Here is a 21317-nt window from a genome sequence, read left to right as displayed (position 1 = left end):
ATACTGCGGATCAACGCAGGCCGATGATCGTCTGGGTCAGCGACGAGGCGCCTTCGATGGCCTTGGCATTTGCCTGGAAGTTGCGCTGCGCGGCGATCAGCATCACCAGTTCCTCGGTGATATCGACGTTCGAGCGTTCGAGCGCGCCCGAGCGCACCGCGCCCATCGCGCCGCTGCCCGCGGCATCGATCACCGGCTGGCCGCTGTCGCCCGTCGCCTGCCAGTGCGCGTCGCCGACCGGGCGCAGCCCCTCCATCGCCGGGAAGGTCGCCATCGCGACCTTGCCGAGCTTCTGGTTCGACCCGTCGGCGAAGGTCGCGGTGACCAGCCCGTCGGTGCCGATCGACACATTGACCAGCGCCGCGTCGGGATTGCCCGGCGCGCTCGTCGGCAGGATCAGGTCCTGCGCGCCGGCGAGCGTGCGGTTGGTGACATTGCCGTCGGCATCGACCGGCAGCAACTGCAGCGTCGCACCGGTGGTGTCGACGACGCGGCCGTCGGCGAGCGGCGAGAACGCGCCGTTGCGCGAATAGCTGACCGCGCTCGTCGGCGGCGCGCCCTTCACCACGAACAGGCCTTCGCCGACGATCGCCATGTTGAGCGTCTTGTCGCTGGCTTCGTACGACCCTTGCGTGAACTGCTGGGTGATGCCGTTGAGCTGGGTGCCCTGCCCCGCGATCATCCGCGTCGACTGGTTGGGCGACGCGGCAAAGATGTCGCCGAACTGCGCGCTGCTGCGCTTGAAGCCGATCGACCCGGCGTTGGCGATGTTGTTCGAGATGACCGACATGTCGGTCTGGGCACCCTTGAGGCCCGAAAGCGAGGTATAGAATGACATGAGTTTATCCTTCTTCGGTGGTGGCGGTCGGCGCCGGGGTGGCGGCCTTGATATCCTTGAGCAGCTCGGTCTGGGCGGTCAGCTGCGCGGAGATTTTCTCGAGCGTCGTGTTGGTTTCGCTGATCCCGGCGAGGCTGGAGAATTGTGCCATCTGGGCGACCATCGCCTGGTTATCGACCGGGTTGAACGGATCCTGCTGGCTGAGCTGCGCGGTCATCAGGCGCAGAAAGTCGCTCTGCCCCATCTGCTGTCCGCTGCCCGCGGGCTGGAGCACGACATTGGCGGTGTTGGTGATGCTGCTGACGGCCATTTTATTGTCCCATCCTGAGGGTTTCGTTGATCAGGCCCTTCGCGGTTTCGAGGACCTGGACATTGTTCTGATACTGGCGCGCGGTCTCGACCATCTCGACCAGCTCGGCGGCGCTATCGACCGCGGCCTCCCAGATGTTGCCGTCGGCATCGGCGAGCGGATTGGTCGGATCGTGGCGTTTCGACGGCGCCATTTTCGACACCGTCACCTGATCGACCTGCACCGTCGCGCGGCCGAAATCGTCCATCACGGTGCGGAACACCGGCTTCATCGAACGGAAGGCGCCCGCCTCGCTGCCCGCGATCGTGCCAGCGTTGGCAAGGTTCGACGCGGTGGTGTTCAGGCGGACGAGCTGCGCCGACATCGCGCGGCCGCTGATGTCGAAGACCGAGAAATTGCCGTTCATCGTCATTCGCCCTTGATCGCGCGGGTCAGCGTCGTGACGCGGCCCGACAGAAAGGCGAGGCTCGACCGATAGGCGAGCGCATTTTCGGCGAAGGCGGTCTGTTCGGTCGCCATTTCGACGGTGTTGCCGTCGAGCGAAGCCTGGACCGGAACGCGATAGCCGATCGCGCCCGCCATCGCATCGGCGGTCGCGCCGCCCTGCTGCGCCAGATCGAGCGCCTTGGAAAAATCGAGGTCGCGCGCCTTGTAATTGGGGGTCGCGGCATTGGCGATGTTCGAGGCGAGCAGCATCATGCGCTGGCTGCGCAGCTGGAGCGCGGTCGCGTGCAGGCCAAAGAGCTTTTCGGACGCCATCATCATATCCTTTCTTCGCTGTCTGCCTTGTCCGGCAGCGGCCGGTGCGGGAGCGCGGAAATACCCAAGACATGAAGCAACGATCGTGCCAGACGGAATTTTTGACGCTTTTCCCAGCGTTTGGGCTTTCGGACGAGGTACCGATGAGCGGTGCGGCAGCGCCTCGTCAAAAAACCGACGGCGCGCCGCGGCGGCGGGCACGACCGCGCGCAAATGGGCGAGTGGCATGGTTCGTGCAGAACGAGCGGCGACCATTTTGGACCAAGCCAAAGGAGATGGATCGTGATCCGCAAGACCAATGCCTGCCTCGCCGCCGCCACGCTGATCGCGTGCAGCGCCCCCGCCCTGACCCCCGCCTACGCGCAGCAAGCCAGCGAGGACTGGCAGACGATCGACACCCTCACCGCGATGGTGGCCAATGCCATGGGCCGCAGCGCCGCCCCGATCGACCGCCGCATCAAGCTCGCGCGCTGCCCCGAACAGGCGGCGATCACCGCGATCGACGCGCAGACTCTCGCGGTCCGCTGTCCCTCGCTCGGCTGGCGGCTGCGCGTGCCGATGACCGGTCCGGCGGGCGGCATGCCGACGCAGGCGAGCTATGCGCGGCCGGCCGCGCCGGTGATCCGCCGCGGCGACAATGTCCGGGTGACGATCGATACCCGAAGCTTTTCGATCAGCTATGCCGCGATCGCGACCGAAGACGGCCGCGTCGGCGAGACGATCGCGCTGCGCGGCAGCGACTCACGCGATATGCTCAGCGCCGTCGTCACCGGCCCGGGGCGCGCCAGCCTGAACGACTAGCGCGGGGACAGCCTCTCCCCCGCCGCCCGGCCGCTGTCGGCAATCCGACGCGGCCGGGCTTTTTCATGTCATTTTTTCGGGCGCCGGCGCTTAATCGTCCGCAAAGCCAGCCGTTAAGCTCTCCTGACAGCGTCGTCACTTTTCTGACGGTCGCATCGATGGAGGCTGAGATGTCGGGTGACAGCAAGATCGGGCTGCAGGCGGTCGGGGGCATTGTCCGCGCCGCAGCGCCGCGCAAGATCGCCGGCGACGCCGCCGCCCCGGCGCACGCGCCGACGGTCGTCCGAACGTCGCCCGAGCCCCTGCCGGCGCCGCACCTGATCGGGCTGGCCGGCGAGATCGCCGACCGGGGGCCCCCGGTCGACGTGTCACGCGTCGCGGCGCTGCGCACCGCGATCGCCAACGGCAGCTACAGCCCCGACCCGGCGCGCATCGCCGACGCGATGGTCGCCTTTTACCGGCCGGGCGCCGCCTGATGTTGGCGCAACTCGACGAGGTCCAGGCACGGCTTGATACGCTGGTCGCCGCGCTCGGCGGACAGGACGCCGGCGCGATCATCGCCGCGACCGAGGACCTCGCGACCGCGGCGATCCTGTTTCGCGGCGCCGCGGTTCCGGCGGGCAGCGAACAGCGCGCCCGCGTCCTGATGACCCGGACGCTCGGTCAGCTCGAAGCCGCGGCGATCCGCGTCAACATCCTGAAGGACTGGACGCGTCAGAGGATTGACAGAAACCAGTCGGGACGCGGCATGACCGCGCGCGGCGCTGCCTTAAGCTATTGATAAGCATGACTTCCAGCTGAATTTCGGAATTTGGCACGATGATTGCGACGCCGCTGGTGAACCAGTGGAAGTCCTGCCATGAATGCCGTCAACACCCCCGTCCCCGCGCCGCGTGTCGCCGCCCCCGTCATGGCGGCGGTGCAGGGCGCGTCGGCACGCACCGGGATCGACTTCGACTATCTGTTCGACGTCGCGCGAGTCGAGAGCGCCTATAATCCCAGCGCCCAGGCGTCGACCTCGTCGGCGCGCGGGCTGTTCCAGTTCACCCGGCAAACCTGGCTCGCGACGCTCGACCGCCATGGCGCGAACCACGGTCTGGCGTGGGCCGCCGATGCGATCGCGCGCGATCCGTCGGGCCGGCTGTCGGTCGCCGACCCCGCGCTGCGCGAGCAGATCTTTGCGCTGCGCGACGACCCCGCTGCGGCCTCGAACATGGCCGCCGCGCTGACCGGCGACAATCGCGATTATCTGGAAAGCCGGATCGGCCGCAGCGCCGAGCCGGTCGACCTCTATCTCGCGCATTTCCTCGGCAGCGGCGGCGCCGCCAAATTCCTGTCGGCGATGGCCGCGAACCCCGATCAGCCCGGCGCGCCGATGATGCCCGAGGCGGCCGCCGCCAACCGCTCGGTCTTCTATGCCGCCGACGGCAGCATGCGCAGCCTGGGCGAGATCCGCGAACGCTTTCGCAGCAAGCTGGAAGCAGGCGGCAAGGCCGAGAATTTCAAACTCGCCCCCGTCGCCGCCTGGCACAGTGCGGCGAGCAGCGCGTCGACCAGCGGCACCGCCGGCGGCGGACGGCCGCCCCTGCCGATGCTCGACATCCAGCCGATGCCGCGCAAGCTGTCGATGGGTTTTGCCGCCGACGCCTACCGGCGCCTCGCGTCGCTGTCGGGCGGTGCGGCATGACCGCGCTGTTCACCCCGCAGCGCGCCGGGCGCATCGCCATCGCATCGGTGCTGCCCGCCGCCATGCTGATCCTCGTCGGCCTGATGGTGATCCCGGTCTCGCCGTTGATCCTCGACATCAGCTTCGTCGCCAACATCATGATCAGCCTCGCGATCCTGATGGTCGCGCTGTCGGCGGCCAAACCGCTCGATTTCTCGTCGTTTCCGACCGTACTGCTGCTCGCGACGCTGTTTCGCCTCGCGCTCAACGTCGCCTCGACCCGCGTCGTGCTGGTCCACGGCCACGAAGGCACCCACGCCGCCGGCCATGTGATCGAGGCGTTCGGCGAAGTGCTGATCGGCGGCGATTATGTCGTCGGCCTGTTCGTCTTCTTCGTGCTGATGATCATCAATATGGTCGTCATCACCAAGGGTGCCGGCCGCGTGTCCGAAGTGTCGGCGCGCTTCACCCTCGACGCCTTGCCGGGCAAGCAGATGGCGATCGACGCCGATCTCAACGCCGGCCTGCTCACCCCCGACGAAGCCAAGGCGCGGCGCCAGGAGGTGGCGACCGAGGCCGATTTCTACGGCTCGATGGACGGCGCCTCCAAATTTGTGAAGGGCGACGCGGTCGCCGGGCTGCTCATCCTGTTCGTCAACATCGTCGGCGGCCTCATCCTCGGCATCTTCAGCCACGGCCTCAGCTTCTCGGAAGCCGGCGCTGCCTATGTCACGCTCGCGATCGGCGACGCGCTCGTCGCGCAGATCCCCGCGCTGCTGCTGTCGATCGCCGCCGCCGCCATCGTCACCCGCGTCGCATCGCCTTTCGACCTCAGCGGCCAGATCGGCGGCCAGTTCGCCTCGCCGCACGTGTGGATGGCGGTCGGCGTGATCCTGTTCATTCTCGGGCTGGTTCCCGCGATGCCGCAGATGCTGATCCTGCCCGCCGCGGCGCTGTCGTTCGCCGGCGGGTGGCAGCTCCGCCGCGCCGCCGCCGCCGCCGAGGCGCTGCCGCCGCCCGCCCCGCCCGCCGCCGACCCGCATCATATCGAATGGGCCGACGTCAGCGATTCGAGCGCCTGCCAGCTCGAGATCGGCTATGCGCTGATCGCGCTGGTCGACGAGCGCAAGGGCGCGCCGCTGATGGCGCGGATCACCGGCATCCGGCGGCAATTGTCGAAGGAACTCGGCTTCGTCGTTCCCGCGGTGAAGGTCAGCGACGACCTGTCGCTGCCCGGCAACGTCTATCGCATCTCGGTCGCCGGGGTGATCGTCGGCGAGGACGAGGTGTTCCCGCACGAAATGCTCGCGCTCGATTCGGGTGACCTGGTGACGCGGGTGACCGGGCGCCCGTGCAAGGATCCGACCTTCGGACTCGACGCGCTGTGGATCCCGAAAAGCGCGCAGAACGACGCGATCGCGGCGGGCTATACCGTCGTAGATCCGGCGACGGTCGTCGCCACCCACCTCAACAACAGCATCGTCGGCGCGGCGTCGGACCTGTTCGGCATCGACGACGCCCAGGCGCTGATCGACAATCTCAAAGCGCAATATCCGCAGCTCGCGCAGAATCTCAGCCCGCAGGGCTATGCGCTGCCGCGCGTCGCCGCCTTGTGCAAGGCGATGCTGGTCGAGCGCGTGCCGCTGCGCGATTTCCGCAAGATCGCCGAGGCGATGGTCGCGCTGGCGGCGCAGCAGCTGGGCGACAATGAACTGGTCGAGGCGGTGCGCCAGCGCATCGGCGCGCTGATCGTCCAGACGATCGTGCCGAGCCGGATGCCGCTGCCCGTCGTCACCTTCAGCCCCGAGATCGAGATGATGCTGAACCAGGCGGTGCGCGCCAATCCCGGCGCCGAATGGCCGTTCGAACATGGAATGGCGATGAAGATCATCGGCGAGGTCGGCGAGGCGGTCGAACCGCTGCTGCTGTCGACGCGCAGCTTCGCGCTCGTCGCCTCGCCGCTCTGCCGGTCGGCGCTGTCGCGGCTGGTGCGCGCGACCTTCCCCGACGTCGCGGTGATCTCCTACCTCGAGATTCCGGCGAACAAGCACACCGAAATCGTTGCCACGATCGGCGCCGACGTCCCGCGCCTCGCGAACGATGGCGAAGGCTACCAGAAGGACCACCACCATGAGAGTTGAGCCCGCCGCGCAATTTGCCGGCGCCGCGACCAGCGCCCTGCGGCCCCACGGCTATGCGGGCAGCGTCGACACGCTGATCGCGGAATATGCGCCGCTGGTGCGCAAGATCGCCTGGCAGGTGTTTTCGCGCGTGTCGCGGACGAGCGAGCTCGACGACCTGATCCAGGTCGGGCTGATTGCGCTGATCGAGGCGAGCCGCCAGTATGAAGAGCGCGGCTTCGCCTTTGCCACCTATGCCTCGACGCGGATTCGCGGCGCGATGATCGACCAGCTGCGGCGCGAGGCCGACGTCGGCCGCAGCGCGATGACCGCGAGCAAGCGGCTGAAGGCGGTGCGCGCGACGCTCGAACAACAGCTGATGCGCGCGCCGACCACCGCCGAAATGGCCGCCGCCTGCAGTATGACCGCCGACGAATTTTTCGCGCTCGAACGCAACGCCGCCTATGGCCGCTCGACGTCGCTCGACGAACTCACCGAAGGCGGCGACTTCCTGTTCGCCGACGATGGCGCGGGCGCCGACGAGCTGTGCGAGCGCGAGGATCTGCTCGGCGCGCTGCGGCAATGCATCGCCGACCTGGCCGAGCGCGAGCAACTGGTGCTGCAACTCTATTTCTTCGAAGAGCTCAACCTGCAGGAAATCGGCCTGACCCTCGACGTCAGCGCGGCGCGGGTGTGCCAGATCAAGCGCGAGGCGATGAACAAGATCGACCGGATGATGCGCGCAATGACCGAATAGGGCGGATCGATTCCGCGGCCCGACGCTATCAGGCCGCAGCGGCCCGGTTGGTCTGCCACGCGCTGCCGACCTTGTCGAAATAGCTCGTCATGCGATCGCTGCCGCTGTCGGTCAGCCGGACGATCGACCGCCGCCGGTCGCTGGCGTCGATCGAACGCTGCGCGAGCCCGAGCCGCTCGAGCGCCGCAATCATCCGCAGCCCCGACGACAACGGCACCCCGGCGCCGGTGGCGAGGTCGCTGGCGCTCAGCGCGCGGCCGTGGGTGTCGGCCAGCACCAGGTCGAGCATCATGTCCCAGATCGGACCCGACAGCTCGCTGGTGCCGAAATGGCTACGGCGGATGCGCCGGACGTGGATGGTGAACGACACCTGGTTAAGCAACGCCGATCTGGGCGCGTCATTGCCGTTCGCAGGTCCGGTAAAACCCGCCTCCGCTTCGTCGCCGCGGCTCGCCAACAGATCGTGGATCTGATCGATCCGCGATTTCAGTTCGGCGATTTCCTGATTCGAAAACTGCTGCATTCGATGCCCCCGGGGGAGCCGCATGGCCTAGGCCGCAACATCGTCTTTCCGCCTGGACGTACCCGCTGCATAAAGGATCAACAGCAGGATCGGGTACGAAATATAGACCGAGAGGAGCGAATAGGGTCGCGCCAATATCTCCGTGAACATCATCTTCTGGATATGGCCGAAAATGGCGATCAACTGCCAGCCGGTGATCCAGTAGGGCCAGAAATGCGGCGTCTTCAGGGCGATGAACCAGAAGCTGAGCAGCACCAGCAGGTCGATGGCGAAGATATTATATTCGGTGTCGGTCCAGGTTGGAAAAGGCGACATGGCGCTGGTGAGGAGCGAGGCGATCAGGGCGGTGTAGGCCGCCCACCGCTCGCAGCGGCCGCCGCGCCGGAGCGCGACGGCCACTGTGACGAGCAGTACAACATAATAGATCGCCACCGACCACATGCGGCTGTCAATCCTTGCTGTCGATCACGACGCCTGGGCGAGCGGCGCGAACGCCACATCGTCGGCCGAGCTGTCGTTGCTGCCTTCGTCGACCAGCCGCGCGCTCGCGGGCTTGACGCCGGCGCCGAACATCCGGGTGCCGAGCCCGACTTCCTTCTGCGTCACGGTCAGCGCGACATGCGCATCGGTCAGCAACTGGCGCACGTCACCGGCAGCGGCGAGGGCGCGGGCGACTTTCGCCATCGCTTCCTGGCCGACGATCGCCGACATGTTGGTGTCGCGGCGCGCCGTCGGCAGCGTGGCGGCGAGATGGGCGATGCGGATCATCACTTCGTCGATGGCGTCCTCGGCCTGGTGCAGTTCGGAAGCGATCTTCTTGGCCGCGGAAACTCTTTCATTCAGCATAATTTTGGTCCTTGAAAGAGAATGCCACCGGCTTCCCCCCGCAGCATTCGGTTCGAACATGTCACGACAAGACACGGCCGAGACCGACAAGGATCGAATAGAGGGCGGAGAAAGCCAGGATCGTCGCAAAGGCGATCAAAACTGGCCAGAGAATCCTTTCCATCAACCCATGCCGGTTGGCCGGCTGGGACGCGGTCGGGAATGGCAAACCGATATCGAGTGATCGCCACAAAGAACTGCGCCCCGGCTCCGCTTCGTCGGCAGGGGGGGCGTCGCCTAGGTCGATCAATTGATATGTCAACGATTGATAGGGAGTAACAATTTCGAAGACACCGTTACGAGCAAGAATGCGCGCAGCCTCTACCCGATTGGAAACACTTAGCTTTCTTAGGGATCGCCGGACCCGTTCATCGACGGTGTGCGGCGATACGCCCATGATGCGCGCTATCTCCTTGGAATTTTTATGCTCGTAGACGTGCCGCAACGTTTCGATCTGCGCAGCCGAAAGGAGACTGAGATAGTTGTCGGGGTCACCTTGCACGCCCCCTCGAATAGAGCATCACGAGTCGAAATCAAGTTGGGCGGACGATTCGCGCGCGCATTTGCGGGGCCTGCGGCACCTGATTTGTCCCCCCGCGCCGCACCCCTGCACGCCTCGTCGATCACCCTTCGAGGCGGCGAATGCTTTCTAGATCGGCGCGGCCGAGCGGCTCGGTAAGCCACAGCCCGCCGCGTCCGCCCTTCGACCAGCGGACCACCGCCTGGCGCCGGATCCCGCCGTCGAGCACCAGCCGCAGGACCATGCCCGCCGCGAACCGGCCGTCGTGGCTGAACCCCGCCCCCGATTGGGACAGGTCGACGAGCAAGATAGCAGCCGTCCCGTCATCGGTTTCGGCGGTCGCCTTGAAGTGAACCGGCAGGCGCGGCGGGCGATAGCCGCCCTCGCGCTGTTCGGCAGCGAGCTGCTTGAGCAGCGCGGCGCCGTCGATTTCCTCGTCGAAGGCGACGCCGCAGCGGCCCTGTTCGGCCCACACGACGCGGCCGGACAACATCACCGTGTCGGACAGCGCGATCTCCAGCCGTTCGCCCTTTTCGACCGGGACGTCGGCCGCCAGCATCATGCCGCGATCGGATATGTTGCGAACCAGCCACAGGCCGGCATCGCCCTCGCGGCCGATCTTGGCGATCCGGCAGACGGTGCAGAAACGATCGGCTTCGCGCCGGTCGCTACCGGATTCGGCGGCGTTCGGCGGCGCGCTCATCGGGCTGGAAAAAGACCCCATATCGTCCTCGCTTATAGGCCCGGGGTCAGCGGGTGCGGTGGTGTCGGTGCGGCGTGCGACTCATCTTTTCGGACATGCGCCCCACCGCATCCCTCGCATTGCTAAGTATTATTCGCGCATAATGGTTAGGGTTTCGCTAATGCCCGTGGGCGCGGCAGCCGGTTGTCGGTGCTTTGCAGCCGCGTTCGGCGCTTGCCGACGACCGACGACTCGCGGGCTGTTCGCCGCGGTGCGATCTGCGCTATTCCGGTCCCGCTCGGATCGCGCCAAGGAGAAGCGAATTGGATATCGCCAGCATTGCCTTGCCCCGCATCCTGCGCATCGGCGGCGGCGCGTCGGGGCAGCTCGCCGAAGTGCTGACGACGCTCGGTCTGTCGCGGCCGCTGATCGTTACCGACGCCTTCCTGCTCGCCAGCGGCCGCGTCGCCGAAGTGCAGGACGCGCTGGCGCGGGCCGGAATCGTCAGCCGGGTGTTTGCCGACACGGTGCCCGATCCGACGATCGCGTCGGTCGATGCCGGCGTCGCGTTCCTCGGCGAAGCCGCGCACGACTGCGTCGTCGGCTTTGGCGGCGGCAGCCCGCTCGACAGCGCCAAGGCGATCGCACTGCTCGCGCTCCGCGGCGGCGCGATGGCCGATTACAAGGCGCCGCACGTGCAGGACGAACCCGGCCTGCCGATCATCGCGATCCCGACGACCGCGGGCACCGGGTCGGAGGCGACGCGCTTCACGATCATCACCGACGAAGCGACCGACGAAAAGATGCTGTGCCCCGGCCTCGCCTATCTGCCCGTCGCAGCGCTCGTCGATTACGAGCTGACCTTTACCAAGCCGCGGCGGCTGACCGCCGACACCGGGATCGATTCGCTGACCCACGCGATCGAGGCCTATGTGTCGAAGCGCGCCAATCGGTTCAGCGACGGCATGGCGCTGCTCGCGATGCGGGCGATCGCCCCCAATCTGCGCCGCGTGTGCGCCGACCCCGACGACCGCGAGGCGCGCGAAGCGATGATGCTCGGCGCGACGCAGGCGGGAATCGCCTTTTCGAACAGCTCGGTCGCGCTCGTCCACGGGATGAGCCGCCCGATCGGCGCTCATTTCCATGTCCCGCACGGGCTGTCGAACGCGATGCTGCTGCCCGCCGTCACCGCCTGGTCGGCGCCCGCCGCGCTCGGCCGCTACGCGGCGTGTGCGCGCGCGATGGGGGTTGCCGACGATGGCGAAGGCGACCAGGCGGCGGTCGCGCGGCTGCTCGACGAACTCGCGGCGCTGAACCGCGACCTCGAGGTGCCCGGCCCGGCGGCATGGGGGATCGACGCCGCGCGCTGGGAGGCGCTGGTCCCGACGATGTGCGCGCAGGCCGCCGCATCGGGATCGCCCGCCAACAATCCGCGCGTGCCCGACGGCGACGAGATGGCGATGCTCTACGCCCAGCTCTGGTCGGGATCGCCGCAAAGTCGTTAGACCCGTTCATGAACCCGCAACGGCAGGGCGGGTAGGCGCCCCCCGTCCCGTCCCCCTCTCTCCTACCTCTCATCGTGGGGACGGGGCAGCTTTCGCGCTGCCAGGCTGGTGTCGCCATGATTTGCGACCCGCGCACCGGCGCCCAATGCCGCTCCCTGACTCGATCCGCCCGCTAGATAAAGATCTTGCCCGGATTGAGGATCCCCTGCGGATCGAGCGCTTGCTTCAGGTTTCGCATGATATCGACGGCAGGCGCTCCGATTTCCCGGCGCAACGCGTCCTGCTTGCCCAGGCCGATGCCATGTTCGCCGGTGCACGTCCCGCCCACCGACAGCGCGTGATCGATCATCGCCTCGTTGATCGCGGCGGCCTTCGACCATGACGGCGCATCGTCCGGCTGGAGGATGAAGAACACGTGGAAATTGCCATCGCCGACATGGCCGAGGATCGGGGCGAACAGCCCCGATGCCTCGATCATCGTCTCGGCGCGCGAAATCGCTTCGGCGAGTCGCGAAATCGGGACGCAGATGTCGGTGATCCAGGCCTGCGCGCCGGGGACCATGGCGCGCGACGCCCACAGCAGGTGGTGCCGCGCCTTCCACAGCGCGTTGCGCTCTTCGGTCGCGGTCGCGGTCTTCAGCGTCCCGCCGCCGTTGGTGTCGCCGAGCATGCGAACGATGTCGAGCTGCTCGGCGATGCCGGCGGCGGAACCGTGAAACTCGAGGAACAGCGTCGGGCATTCGGGCAGGCCGAGGTGGCTCTGGCGGTTGCAGGCGATCATCGCGCGCGTGTCGAGCAGCTCCATGCGCGCCACCGCGACCCCCGACTGGATGGTCTGGATCACCGTGTCGACCGCGCCCTCGACGCTTTCGAAATCCCAGCTCGCCGAAACGATCTGTTCGGGCTGTCCATGCAGGCGCAGGGTAGCCTCGACGATCAGGCCCAACGTGCCTTCGGATCCGGCGAAGAGATGCGTGAGGTCATATCCCGCCGCCGATTTGCGGGCGCGGGTCCCCGTCTGGATCAGCGCGCCGCTTGCCGTGACCACTTTGAGCGCGAGCAGATTGTCGCGCATGTTGCCATAACGCACCGTCGTCGTGCCCGAGGCGCGGGTCGCGATCATGCCGCCGATCGTCGCATTGGCGCCCGGATCGACCGGAAAGAACAAGCCGGTGGTGCGCAGCTGCTCGTTGAGCTGTTCGCGCGAGACCCCCGGCTGAACCACCGCGATCAGGTCTTCCGGGGCGATTTCGACGATGTCGTTCATGCGCGAAAAATCGACGACCAGCGTGTCCAGGGTGACGGCCGCCGCATTGCCCTCGAGCGATGTCCCGGCGCCATAGCCGATGACCGCGACGCCCTCTGCCGCGGCCGCTTGGACGACGCGGCAAACCTCGTCGATCGAAACCGGCTGCGCCACCAGGGCCGGAAGCGCGCCGACATGATGCCCCTCGCTTTGCGCGTAGGGCGCGCGCCCCGCTTCGCCGGCGATCAGGCGGTCGCCAAGGAAACTCGAAAGCATGCCTTGCAGATGTGTCATACCCGGCATCATATCCGGCTTGCGATAAGGCGTAAACTGGTATTATACAGGTATTATCATGACGCCCCCGCCCCAACCCGATTCGACCTTGATGTTTGTCGAGGCCAGGGAAGCGAGCCAGGTCGTCGCCCGGCAATTGGCGCAAAACGCGGCGCTCGCCAAAGACTTGGCCGATCTGCTTCTTCGACCGGCAACGCACACGATTTTCACCTGTGCCCGCGGCAGTTCGGATCACGCCGCCGCCTATGCGAAATTCCAGTTCGAGACGCGGCTTCGCAAGACCGTGACCTCGCATCCGCCCTCGCTGGGGTCGATCTATCGGGTGCCGATGGACCAGATGGCGGGGCAACCGTTCATCCTGATTTCGCAGTCGGGAAAGAGCCCCGATTTGCTGGCCTCGGCCGAAGTCGCGCGCGCGGCGGGGGCGATCGTCGTTGCGATCGTCAACGACGAAAGCGCGCCGCTGGCCGATCTCGCCGACATCGTCATGCCGCTCCACGCCGGACCGGAGCGCAGCGTTGCGGCGACCAAAAGCTTTATCGCGACGCTTTCGGCCATCGCCCAGATCGTCTCGCAGTGCCCCGGCGAGCAACCGCTCCTTGCCGCGATGGCGACCTTGCCCGACCAGTTGGCGCACGCGTGGGACGCATCGTGGGATGCGGCGCTGGCCCCCTTTTCGCAGGCGCGCAGCCTGTTTGTCCTGGGGCGCGGTCCGTCCTTCGGGGTCGCCCTCGAAGCGGCGCTGAAGTTCAAGGAAACCTGCGGAATCCATGCCGAGGCTTTCAGCACCGCCGAGGTCGCGCACGGCCCGATGGCGCTGGTCGAACGCAACTTTCCCATTCTGGTATTTCCGCCGCTCGATGAAGCGCAGGCGGGGATGGCGGCGTTGCTCGGCATGTTCCTCGCACGAGACGCGACCGTGGCGGCGGCGGGACCGGTCGGGGATGGCGCGATCACCCTGCCCGTCGCCCCGGGCCTGCATCCGGCCATCGCACCGATCGCGATGATCCAGTCTTTTTACCGCCTTGCCAACGCGCTTGCGATCGCGCGCGGATTCGATCCCGACGCGCCGCCGTTGCTCAAGAAGGTGACCGAGACGATATGACCAAGACGGCCCTGATCGGCGCCCAGATTCTGGTGCAAGGCCGCTGGCTGACCGGCCAGGCGCTGCTCATCGATCCGCCGGCGATCGTCGATATCACACCCGACACCGACATCCCGCCGGGCTTCGAACCGGTCCGGCTGCACGGTGGTCTGCTCGCACCCGGCTTCATAGACACCCAAGTAAACGGCGGCGGCGGCGTGCTGTTCAACGAGCGCCCGACGATCGACGGGGTGCGGGCAATTGCCGAGGCGCACCGGACATTCGGGACCACCGGGCTGTTGCCGACCTTGATCAGCGACGATTATGACGTCATCGCGAAGGGGATCGCGGCGGTGCGCGAAGCAATGGCGCAGGGGATCCCCGGCGTCCTCGGCATCCATATCGAGGGCCCCTTTCTGAACGTCGAGAAGAAGGGCATCCACGACGCTTCGAAAATCCGCCGGATGGACAGCGAGGCGGTCGCGCTGCTCGCGTCGCTGGGCACGGGAAAGACGCTCGTGACCCTCGCTCCGGAGATGGTTGCGCCGGGGCTGATCGCCGAACTGGTGGCGCGGGGGGTTATCGTCGCGGCGGGACACACGCTCGCGACGAGCGAAGACGTCGATCGCGCGGCCGCCGAGGGGCTACGAGCCATGACGCACCTGTTCAACGCCATGCCGCCGCTCGCCGGCCGCAGCCCGGGGGCAGTGGGCGCCGCCCTCGCCTCGTCGCTGATCTGCGGGTTGATCCTCGACGGCCACCATGTCCATCCGACCGCGTTGAAGGCGGCCCTGCGCGCCAAGGGGCCGAAGGAGTTGATGCTGGTGACCGACGCCATGCCGACGGTCGGCGCCGACATCGAGAAATTCTCGCTGGGCGCGACCGAGATATTCCGGGCCGAAGGCGCCTTGCGCTCGGCGGAGGGCACGCTGGCCGGGTCGGATCTCGATATGATCCGGGCGGTGCGAAACGCGGTTTCGATGATGGACGTCAGCCTCGCGGACGCCTGCATCATGGCCAGCGCCACGCCGGCGGATTTGCTTGGCCTTGCCCGAACCTATGGCTGTTTGGCGCCGGGCGCACGCGCCGACATCGTTCACCTGACCGACGCGGTCGCGATCGCCCGGACCTGGATCGGCGGAGAATAGCCGGACGGTCTCAGCCCGCGCGGCTTATTTCAGGATTTTCAGCGCGTCTTCGACCGCATCGGCGAGGGCGTCGACTTCCTGCAGCGTGCTATACATCGCAAACGACGCGCGGCAGGTCGAACTGAAACCCAGCATGTGGTGCAGCGGCTGCGTGCAGTGCGCACCGGCACGAACGCAGATTCCCTTACTGTCGAGAATTGCGGCAATGTCGTTGGCATGGGCGGCGGCCGACGCAAAGGTCAGGATTGGCCCCGGCTTTTCCGGATCGCCGAAAATCGTGATGTCGGGCAGGGCCGCCAGTCGCGCCCGGGCATGGCAGCCAAGAGCCGTCTCATGGGCGGCGATGGTCGAATGGCCGACCCGGTCGATATAGTCGAGCGCCGTCGCCAGACCGATCGCCTCCAAAATCGGCGGCGTTCCCGCCTCGAACTTGTGCGGTGCCGCTGCATATTCGACATGGTCGCGGCCGACGACCGCGACCATCTCGCCGCCGCCCAGCATCGGCGGCATGCGTTCGAGCCACTCGGTTTTGGCATAGAGCGCCCCGATCCCGGTCGGCCCGTAAAGCTTGTGGCCGGTGAGCGCATAGAAATCGACATCGAGCGCCGCGACGTCGATCGGGTGATGCACGGCGGCCTGCGTCCCGTCGGCGAGAACGGGGACGCCCCGATCATGGGCGATCCGGACGATGGCCTCGAGCGGCGTCAACACCCCCATGACATTCGACATGTGGGTGACGGCCACAAGGCGCGTGCGCGGCGTGATTGCGTCGTCAAAGGCGGCGGGATCGAGATTGCCGCGCGGGTCGGGATCGACCCAGCGCAAGACCACGCCGCGGCGCTCGCGCAGCATGTGCCACGGGATCAGGTTGGCGTGATGATCGAGCGCAGAGACGACGATCTCGTCGCCCGGCTCGACGAACGAGGCGAAGGCCGACGCGACGAGATTGATCGCCTCGGTGGCCGATTTGGTGAAAATGATCTGCTCCGGCCCGCTGGCGTTCAGGAAGGCCTGCAGCCCCGCGCGCGCGCCCTCATAGCCCTCCGTCGCCAGGCCGCTCAGCCAATGAGCGCCGCGATGGACGTTGGCATATCGGGTGAAGGCGGCATCGGCCATGCTGTCCATCACGCAGCGCGGCTTTTGCGCCGACGCCGCACTGTCGAGATAGATGGTCCGGCCGCGCTCGGACATATTCGCGATCAGCGGGAAATCCCCCCGCACCATATCGGGATTCCAGGCCGTGGCGGCGCGCTCGGGCTGCAGCATCATGACGAGCCTCCTTCAGATCAGTCCCTGCTCCTCGAGCCGGCGGACGTCGGCCTGCGAATGGCCGAGCCATTCCATCAGAATGTCGCCGCTATGCTCGCCGAGCCCCGGCGCGCCGCGTGCGATTTCGGTCGGTGTCCCCCACATTTTCAGCGCCGGGGCCTGGAAGGGTACCGAGCCTGCGACCGGATGCGGCACATCGACGATCTGCCCGCGGTGCAGGACCTGCGGGTTCGTGACCACGTCGGCGATCGTCGCGACCTTTTCGCAAGGCACGTCGGCTTCGTGCAGCCGCGCCACTATATCCTCGCTGTCGTGGCGCGCGGCCCATTCGTTGATCAGCACCTCCAGCGCATCGACATTGGCGTTCCGCGCGACGAACGTCGCAAAGCGCGCGTCCTCGGCAAGCCCCGGCAGGTCCATCGCCGACGCGAAGCGGTGGAAATGCTGGTCATTGCCCGCCACCACATAGACCCACCCGCCGTCGCGCCCGCAAAAACAGTGCGACGGGGCCAGATAACGGTCGCGATTGCCCAGCCGCGGCGGCAGCCGGCCGTTGACGAGATATTCGGGGATGGCCGTCGTCATCAGCGCCAGCCCGCTATCCATCAGCGTGGCTTCGACGACTTGCCCAACCCCGCTTTCGTCGCGGGCGCGGACCGCGGCCAGGGCGGCGATCGTCGCATAGAGCGCGGTGGTATAGTCGCAAATGAACACCCCCGACATGGTCGGCGGCCCGTCGTGCTGGCCGGTCATCGACATCAGGCCGCTGACCGCCTGCGCGGCACCGTCGAAGCACGGATGCTGCGCCAGGGGCCCATCCTGGCCAAAGCCGGTGATGCGCACGAGAATGAGGCGTGGGTTGCGGGCGTGCAGGCTGTCCCAGTCCATGCCCATCGATTCCAGGGTTCCCGGCCGGAAATTCTCGACCAGAATATCCGCTTTGGCGGCGAGGTCGGCAAGCAGCGCCTGGCTTTCCGGATCGCGAAAATCCACCGCGAGTCCGCGCTTGTTCCGGTTGGCGGACAGAAAGAAATAGGTGTCGCCGCCGACCGTCTCGCCAACGCGGCGCCCTTCTTCGCCGCCATCGATGCGTTCGACCTTGACCACATCGGCGCCAAGGTCGCCGAGCAGCTGCCCGCAGAACGGCCCCGCGATGTAACGGGACATATCGATAACCTTAAGTCCGCTTAAAGCGCCCACCATTACGACGTCTCCCGTCAAAAAATGCTATTAAAAACATGATGAAATTCACCGAAAGATATGATATTATGATGATCAATCCCGTATTAGTACGTATCAAGAGGTTTTTGGTATGAAAATTACTTACTTTTCTTGGCTCAGATCCAAAACCGGATTGTCATCGGAAGAAATTGATTTGCCGGACGGCTGCAACAGCATTTCCATGCTTGTCGATCTCCTGTCCGATCGCCACCCCGATCTTGCCGCGGTCGCAAATGCCCGGGGGAGCCTGCGCTTTACCGTGAACCGGCGCTATGTGGAGCGTGACCATCCGCTTCAGCCCTCCGACACGGTCGGGCTGTTTCCGCCGGTGACCGGCGGATAGGCTTGCGATCCGCACAGCGCGCAGCCGGCCCGCCGCGGGAGCTCGACCTTTTCGATCTCGCACGCGAAAGCGTCATACATCACGAGGGTACCCGACAGGCTGGGCGCGATCCCGAGCAACTCCTTGATCACCTCGATCGCCTGCAGCGATCCCATCGCGCCGACTGCGGGACCAAGGACGCCGATCGCCGAACAGCTCGGCGCGACGTCGGCGTCCGGTCGGTCGGGGTACAGGCAGCGGAAACAGGGATTTTCGCCGGCTTCGTGCGACTTGAAGGTCGTCAATATGCCGCTGGTCAGCTGGATCGCCGCGCTGACCAGCGTCTTGCCGCTCTGCCGGCACGCGGTGTGTACGGCGTCGCGCGTGTCGAAATTGTCGCTGCCGTCGGCCACCAGGTCATATTGCGCAACAAGCCGCTCGGCATTTGCCGTCCCGATCGGCTCGTCGTGGCGAATCAGCTCGATATGCGGATTGATGTTCGCAAGCGTGCGCACCGCGCTGGCGGTCTTCGGCGTATCGAGCCGGTCGACACCGTGGAGGATCTGGCGGTGCAGATTGGAAGGCTCGACGATATCGAAGTCGATGATCCCCAATGTCCCGACCCCCGCGCCGGCAAGATACATCAAAAGGGGCGATCCCAGCCCGCCCGCCCCGATGACCAATACCCGCGACCGGGCGAGGGTGTCCTGTCCATGCGCGCCGATTTCGGGCAGGACGGTCTGGCGCGAATAATATTCGCCGATGACCTGCAGCGCGGTCAAAGCGTCGCCTCGGTGGTTTCGCGAATCCGTTGCTTCAGCGAGCGGAGGCCCGAGGCGCGGCTGGGGGCGAGGGTCAGTATGAGGTCGTCGACCGCCCCGCCGCGATGCCGCAGGATCGCGTCGGGGGACTGCCCGTCATAGACTTGCAGGATCGCCGCCAGCAGCCCGCGCATCACCAGCGAATCGGAATCGGCGCCAAATCGCATCACCTCACCGCTCCGCTCGGCCGTCAGCCAGAGCTGCGATTGGCAGCCATGAACGCGGGTCGCGGCATTTTTCTCGCTATCGGGAAGGCCGGCGAACGCGCGCCCCATCGCGATCAGCCGGGCAAGCTGGGCCGACACATCGTCGGCCGCCGCAAACTCGCGGGTCAATCCGGCCGCGGCGGCTTCGATCGCGTCGGTCGCCGGCGCGGCGCGCGCTTCGGTCATGACACCGTCTCTACCGTGGCCACGCGGCCGCCGGGCATCGGATGCGGCACGCCCGTGGTATCCGGAAAACTGATCGGAAGATTGCGGAGCTTGCGCATCGCCAGATAGCCGAAACATTCGGCCTCGATCGCATCGCCGCGCAAACCGACGGCTTCGGCCGCCAGCGCCTGAACGTCGGCGCGCCGCGCCAGTTCGGCCATCAGCGTCGGATTTTTTCGTCCGCCGCCGCAGATGATCAATCGATCGGGTCGCACCGGCAGCATGTCGAGGGCGCGCCCCACCGTGCAGGCGGTGAACGCGGTCAGCGTCGCGGCGCCGTCGGCGAGCGACAGCCCGTCGGCCAGCGATCCCGAAAAATCGAACCGGTCGAGCGATTTGGGCCAGGGCGCGGAAAAGAAGGGATGCGCCAACAGCGTCCGGAGCCGGTCCTCGTCGACCCGCCCGCCCGCCGCAATGCGACCTTCCAGATCCATTTCGCCCGCCCCATGCGCGGCGATCCAGTCGTTGACCGGGCCCACGCCGGGACCGCTGTCGAAACCGGTGACCTGGCCGGCGGCGTCGGCCCAGCTCAGATTGGCGACGCCGCCGATATTGATCATCGCGGTATCGGCCCCGGCGCCAAGGTGCCGCAGCACCGCGTGATGATAAGAAACCGATATCGGCGCACCATGACCGCCCGCGCGAATATCGTCGGTCCTGAAATCATAGACCACATCGATCCCGAGGCGATCGGCCATCAACCGCCCATCGCCAAGCTGGCGGGTATTGCCGGGCTGGCCATTTTCGGGGGCCTGATGCAGCACCGTCTGGCCGTGAAAACCGATCGCGCGCACCGCATCGCGCGACATGTCATGCGCGTCGAGAAACTCGGTCACGGCGTCGGCTTGCGCGAGGGTCAGCGCGCGTTCCGCCTCGGCGAAGATGCCCGGCTCGGCGCCGTCGAAACGCCATGCCAGCGCGGCGTCATACGCCTGCGATATCAGGGCGTGGAGCGTATCGGGATACGGCGACAGCGCCCAGGGGCCGAACTCCAATATGTCGTGCCCGTCGGTCCGGATGGCGGCGATGTCGATAAAGCCGTCGATGATCGTGCCGGTCATCAACCCGATGGCCCATTCACCCTCGCTCATACGCTTTGCTCCTCAGGCAATCGCCGTCTGTTTCGTCTGTTCGCGCAGCTTGTGTTTCGGAAGGACGTCGCCTTCCGGCTTGCGGCAGGTCGAACAATGCCCGACGCACGCGCGTCCCGCCGAATCGAGCATGCGGCGGAACGCCACCGCGCGGTCGACGACGGCCTCAGGCGTTTCGTCGAACAGATTGCCGACGATTCCGGCGCGGCCGTGGCTGATCACGCAGACCGACACCTTGCCGTCGGGGGCGAGGCAAAGCGTATGTCCCGCCCAGAAACAGGAGCGTTCGGGAACCGGAAGGTTGGGATTGATGTCCTGCAACATCCGGTCGTACAGCGATTTGTCGCTTTCCAGATCGCTGATTTCGGTGACGTTGCGGTGTGCGCCGCCCGGCAGCAGCGGGGTGACCTTCACATAATCGTCGACGCGGCCGAGCAGCTCGACGAACTCGGGATCATAATCGTCTTCGGTCTGATTGAGGTCGATCTGATAGACGCCGATCGTCGCATAGCGGCGGTCGTCGCCGCGCATGTCGAGCAGCCGGCGCAGGCCGCCCATCGTCTTCAGAAAATTGCCGTCGCCGCGGTTCAGGTCGTGCGAACGCGCGTTGCCGCCATCGAGCGAAACGAAGATCTTGTGCTTATAGGGGACCGCCAATATCTCCTTCACGCGTTTGGCGGTGAGCATCGTCCCGTTGGTGTGCCATTGCAGCGGCGCGTCCGGAAGCAGGCGGCAGGTGATCGCGAGCAGTTCGTCGAAATGCGGGTTCATCAAAGGCTCGCCGCGCCAGTTGAGATGAATGCCCTTGACCTCGAGCGAGTCGGACGCCGCGAGCCGCCCCAGCGCCTCTTCGAGCTGCGCCGAATCGAGGTCGAGTTTGCCGTGGCTGAACTTCGTGTAGCACAGGCGGCACGCGAGGTTGCACCGACTGGTCGGATCGATCCAGAGCCATATCGGATGCACCATGTTGGTCGTACTTCTGATATCCAGAACGTCACGCATGGGAGATCTCCTCGATGTTTTC

At 66.4% G+C, this 21317-nt stretch carries 26 protein-coding genes; 10 read left to right on the top strand and 16 right to left on the bottom strand.

Annotation, left to right across the window (positions count from 1 at the left end):
- Positions 1-10: 10 nt before the first annotated feature.
- From HEQ22_RS15735 to flgB, 4 genes are read right to left on the bottom strand one after another with little or no spacing between them, the layout of a single operon-like run.
- Positions 11-838: a flagellar hook-basal body complex protein gene (locus HEQ22_RS15735; RefSeq protein ID WP_432768778.1), complete on the bottom strand. Its 828-nt coding sequence runs from the start codon at positions 836-838 to the stop codon at positions 11-13.
- A 4-nt stretch (positions 839-842) separates the two neighbouring features.
- On the bottom strand, positions 843-1148 hold the full coding sequence (locus HEQ22_RS15730; protein ID WP_432768777.1) for a flagellar hook assembly protein FlgD: 306 nt from the start codon (positions 1146-1148) through the stop codon (positions 843-845).
- Position 1149: 1 nt separating this feature from the next.
- Positions 1150-1560, bottom strand: a complete 411-nt coding sequence (flgC, locus tag HEQ22_RS15725) for a flagellar basal body rod protein FlgC (RefSeq protein WP_432768776.1) — start codon at positions 1558-1560, stop codon at positions 1150-1152.
- Positions 1557-1910, bottom strand: a complete 354-nt coding sequence (gene flgB / locus HEQ22_RS15720) for a flagellar basal body rod protein FlgB (protein ID WP_432770894.1) — start codon at positions 1908-1910, stop codon at positions 1557-1559. Before flgB ends, flgC begins: the two co-directional genes overlap by 4 nt.
- A gap of 279 nt (positions 1911-2189) precedes the next feature.
- Here flgB and HEQ22_RS15715 point away from each other — a divergent pair, with 279 nt between their 5' ends.
- The 6 genes from HEQ22_RS15715 (at position 2190) to HEQ22_RS15690 (ending at position 7251) form a co-directional block, all read left to right on the top strand.
- Positions 2190-2708 (top strand): flagella basal body P-ring formation protein FlgA, encoded by a 519-nt coding sequence (locus tag HEQ22_RS15715; RefSeq protein ID WP_432768775.1) that lies wholly within the window; start codon positions 2190-2192, stop codon positions 2706-2708.
- 170 nt (positions 2709-2878) lie between these two features.
- Positions 2879-3184, top strand: a complete 306-nt coding sequence (flgM, locus tag HEQ22_RS15710; protein ID WP_432768774.1) for a flagellar biosynthesis anti-sigma factor FlgM — start codon at positions 2879-2881, stop codon at positions 3182-3184.
- Positions 3184-3489, top strand: coding sequence for a hypothetical protein (locus HEQ22_RS15705; protein ID WP_432768773.1), 306 nt, complete (start codon positions 3184-3186; stop codon positions 3487-3489). Before flgM ends, HEQ22_RS15705 begins: the two co-directional genes overlap by 1 nt.
- Before the next feature lie 78 nt (positions 3490-3567).
- Entirely contained in the window at positions 3568-4395 is an 828-nt protein-coding gene (locus HEQ22_RS15700; RefSeq protein WP_432768772.1) for a transglycosylase SLT domain-containing protein, read from the top strand.
- Positions 4392-6515, top strand: a complete 2124-nt coding sequence (flhA, locus tag HEQ22_RS15695) for a flagellar biosynthesis protein FlhA (protein ID WP_432768771.1) — start codon at positions 4392-4394, stop codon at positions 6513-6515. Before HEQ22_RS15700 ends, flhA begins: the two co-directional genes overlap by 4 nt.
- Positions 6505-7251: a sigma-70 family RNA polymerase sigma factor gene (locus HEQ22_RS15690; RefSeq protein WP_432768770.1), complete on the top strand. Its 747-nt coding sequence runs from the start codon at positions 6505-6507 to the stop codon at positions 7249-7251. The genes flhA and HEQ22_RS15690 overlap by 11 nt, the downstream gene beginning before the upstream one ends.
- 28 nt (positions 7252-7279) lie before the next feature.
- Here the strand turns inward: HEQ22_RS15690 and HEQ22_RS15685 are convergent, their stop codons facing one another.
- The 5 genes from HEQ22_RS15685 to HEQ22_RS15665 form a co-directional block, all read right to left on the bottom strand.
- Positions 7280-7774 (bottom strand): MarR family winged helix-turn-helix transcriptional regulator, encoded by a 495-nt coding sequence (locus HEQ22_RS15685; protein WP_432768769.1) that lies wholly within the window; start codon positions 7772-7774, stop codon positions 7280-7282.
- 27 nt (positions 7775-7801) lie between these two features.
- Complete coding sequence (locus HEQ22_RS15680) at positions 7802-8215, bottom strand: hypothetical protein (protein WP_432768768.1); 414 nt, start codon at positions 8213-8215, stop codon at positions 7802-7804.
- Positions 8216-8239: 24 nt separating this feature from the next.
- Positions 8240-8620 (bottom strand): hypothetical protein, encoded by a 381-nt coding sequence (locus HEQ22_RS15675; RefSeq protein ID WP_432768767.1) that lies wholly within the window; start codon positions 8618-8620, stop codon positions 8240-8242.
- 61 nt (positions 8621-8681) lie between these two features.
- Positions 8682-9161, bottom strand: a complete 480-nt coding sequence (locus HEQ22_RS15670) for a response regulator transcription factor (RefSeq protein WP_432768766.1) — start codon at positions 9159-9161, stop codon at positions 8682-8684.
- 121 nt (positions 9162-9282) lie between these two features.
- Positions 9283-9903, bottom strand: coding sequence for a PilZ domain-containing protein (locus HEQ22_RS15665; protein ID WP_432768765.1), 621 nt, complete (start codon positions 9901-9903; stop codon positions 9283-9285).
- Between the two features lie 281 nt (positions 9904-10184).
- Between HEQ22_RS15665 and HEQ22_RS15660 the strand changes: the two genes are divergently transcribed.
- Complete coding sequence (locus tag HEQ22_RS15660) at positions 10185-11366, top strand: iron-containing alcohol dehydrogenase (RefSeq protein WP_432768764.1); 1182 nt, start codon at positions 10185-10187, stop codon at positions 11364-11366.
- A gap of 172 nt (positions 11367-11538) precedes the next feature.
- On the opposite strand, the gene HEQ22_RS15655 is transcribed toward HEQ22_RS15660, so the two are convergent.
- Positions 11539-12906, bottom strand: coding sequence for an FAD-binding oxidoreductase (locus HEQ22_RS15655; RefSeq protein ID WP_432768763.1), 1368 nt, complete (start codon positions 12904-12906; stop codon positions 11539-11541).
- Positions 12907-12964: 58 nt separating this feature from the next.
- On the opposite strand from HEQ22_RS15655, the gene HEQ22_RS15650 reads away from it, so the two are divergent.
- Together HEQ22_RS15650 and nagA are read left to right on the top strand one after the other, a co-directional pair.
- Positions 12965-14011: an SIS domain-containing protein gene (locus HEQ22_RS15650; protein ID WP_432768762.1), complete on the top strand. Its 1047-nt coding sequence runs from the start codon at positions 12965-12967 to the stop codon at positions 14009-14011.
- Positions 14008-15138: an N-acetylglucosamine-6-phosphate deacetylase gene (nagA, locus tag HEQ22_RS15645; protein WP_432768761.1), complete on the top strand. Its 1131-nt coding sequence runs from the start codon at positions 14008-14010 to the stop codon at positions 15136-15138. The genes HEQ22_RS15650 and nagA overlap by 4 nt, the downstream gene beginning before the upstream one ends.
- Before the next feature lie 24 nt (positions 15139-15162).
- Here the strand turns inward: nagA and HEQ22_RS15640 are convergent, their stop codons facing one another.
- On the bottom strand, positions 15163-16407 hold the full coding sequence (locus HEQ22_RS15640) for a cysteine desulfurase (RefSeq protein ID WP_432768760.1): 1245 nt from the start codon (positions 16405-16407) through the stop codon (positions 15163-15165).
- A gap of 12 nt (positions 16408-16419) precedes the next feature.
- Positions 16420-17574, bottom strand: coding sequence for a CaiB/BaiF CoA transferase family protein (locus tag HEQ22_RS15635; RefSeq protein WP_432768759.1), 1155 nt, complete (start codon positions 17572-17574; stop codon positions 16420-16422).
- 145 nt (positions 17575-17719) lie between these two features.
- On the opposite strand from HEQ22_RS15635, the gene moaD reads away from it, so the two are divergent.
- Positions 17720-17971 carry a molybdopterin converting factor subunit 1 gene (gene moaD / locus HEQ22_RS15630; protein WP_432768758.1) on the top strand — a complete coding sequence of 84 codons (252 nt, stop codon included), beginning with the start codon at positions 17720-17722 and terminating at the stop codon, positions 17969-17971.
- On the opposite strand, the gene HEQ22_RS15625 is transcribed toward moaD, so the two are convergent.
- The 4 genes from HEQ22_RS15625 to HEQ22_RS15610 are packed head-to-tail and all read right to left on the bottom strand — an operon-like array spanning position 17923 to position 21295.
- Positions 17923-18732 carry a HesA/MoeB/ThiF family protein gene (locus HEQ22_RS15625; protein ID WP_432768757.1) on the bottom strand — a complete coding sequence of 270 codons (810 nt, stop codon included), beginning with the start codon at positions 18730-18732 and terminating at the stop codon, positions 17923-17925. The two genes, moaD and HEQ22_RS15625, sit on opposite strands and share 49 nt — an antisense overlap.
- The gene (locus HEQ22_RS15620; RefSeq protein ID WP_432768756.1) at positions 18729-19163 is read right to left on the bottom strand and encodes a SufE family protein; all 435 of its coding nucleotides are present in this window, start codon (positions 19161-19163) and stop codon (positions 18729-18731) included. Before HEQ22_RS15620 ends, HEQ22_RS15625 begins: the two co-directional genes overlap by 4 nt.
- Complete coding sequence (locus tag HEQ22_RS15615; protein WP_432768755.1) at positions 19160-20293, bottom strand: anhydro-N-acetylmuramic acid kinase; 1134 nt, start codon at positions 20291-20293, stop codon at positions 19160-19162. Before HEQ22_RS15615 ends, HEQ22_RS15620 begins: the two co-directional genes overlap by 4 nt.
- A gap of 12 nt (positions 20294-20305) precedes the next feature.
- Positions 20306-21295 carry a radical SAM protein gene (locus tag HEQ22_RS15610; RefSeq protein ID WP_432768754.1) on the bottom strand — a complete coding sequence of 330 codons (990 nt, stop codon included), beginning with the start codon at positions 21293-21295 and terminating at the stop codon, positions 20306-20308.
- Positions 21296-21317: the final 22 nt, after the last annotated feature.

The organism is Sphingopyxis sp., assembly GCF_050916055.1.
Lineage (GTDB): Bacteria > Pseudomonadota > Alphaproteobacteria > Sphingomonadales > Sphingomonadaceae > Sphingopyxis.
The sequence above is the reverse complement of the archived record's forward strand: the minus strand, read 5'-3'. Positions and strand labels throughout refer to the sequence as shown.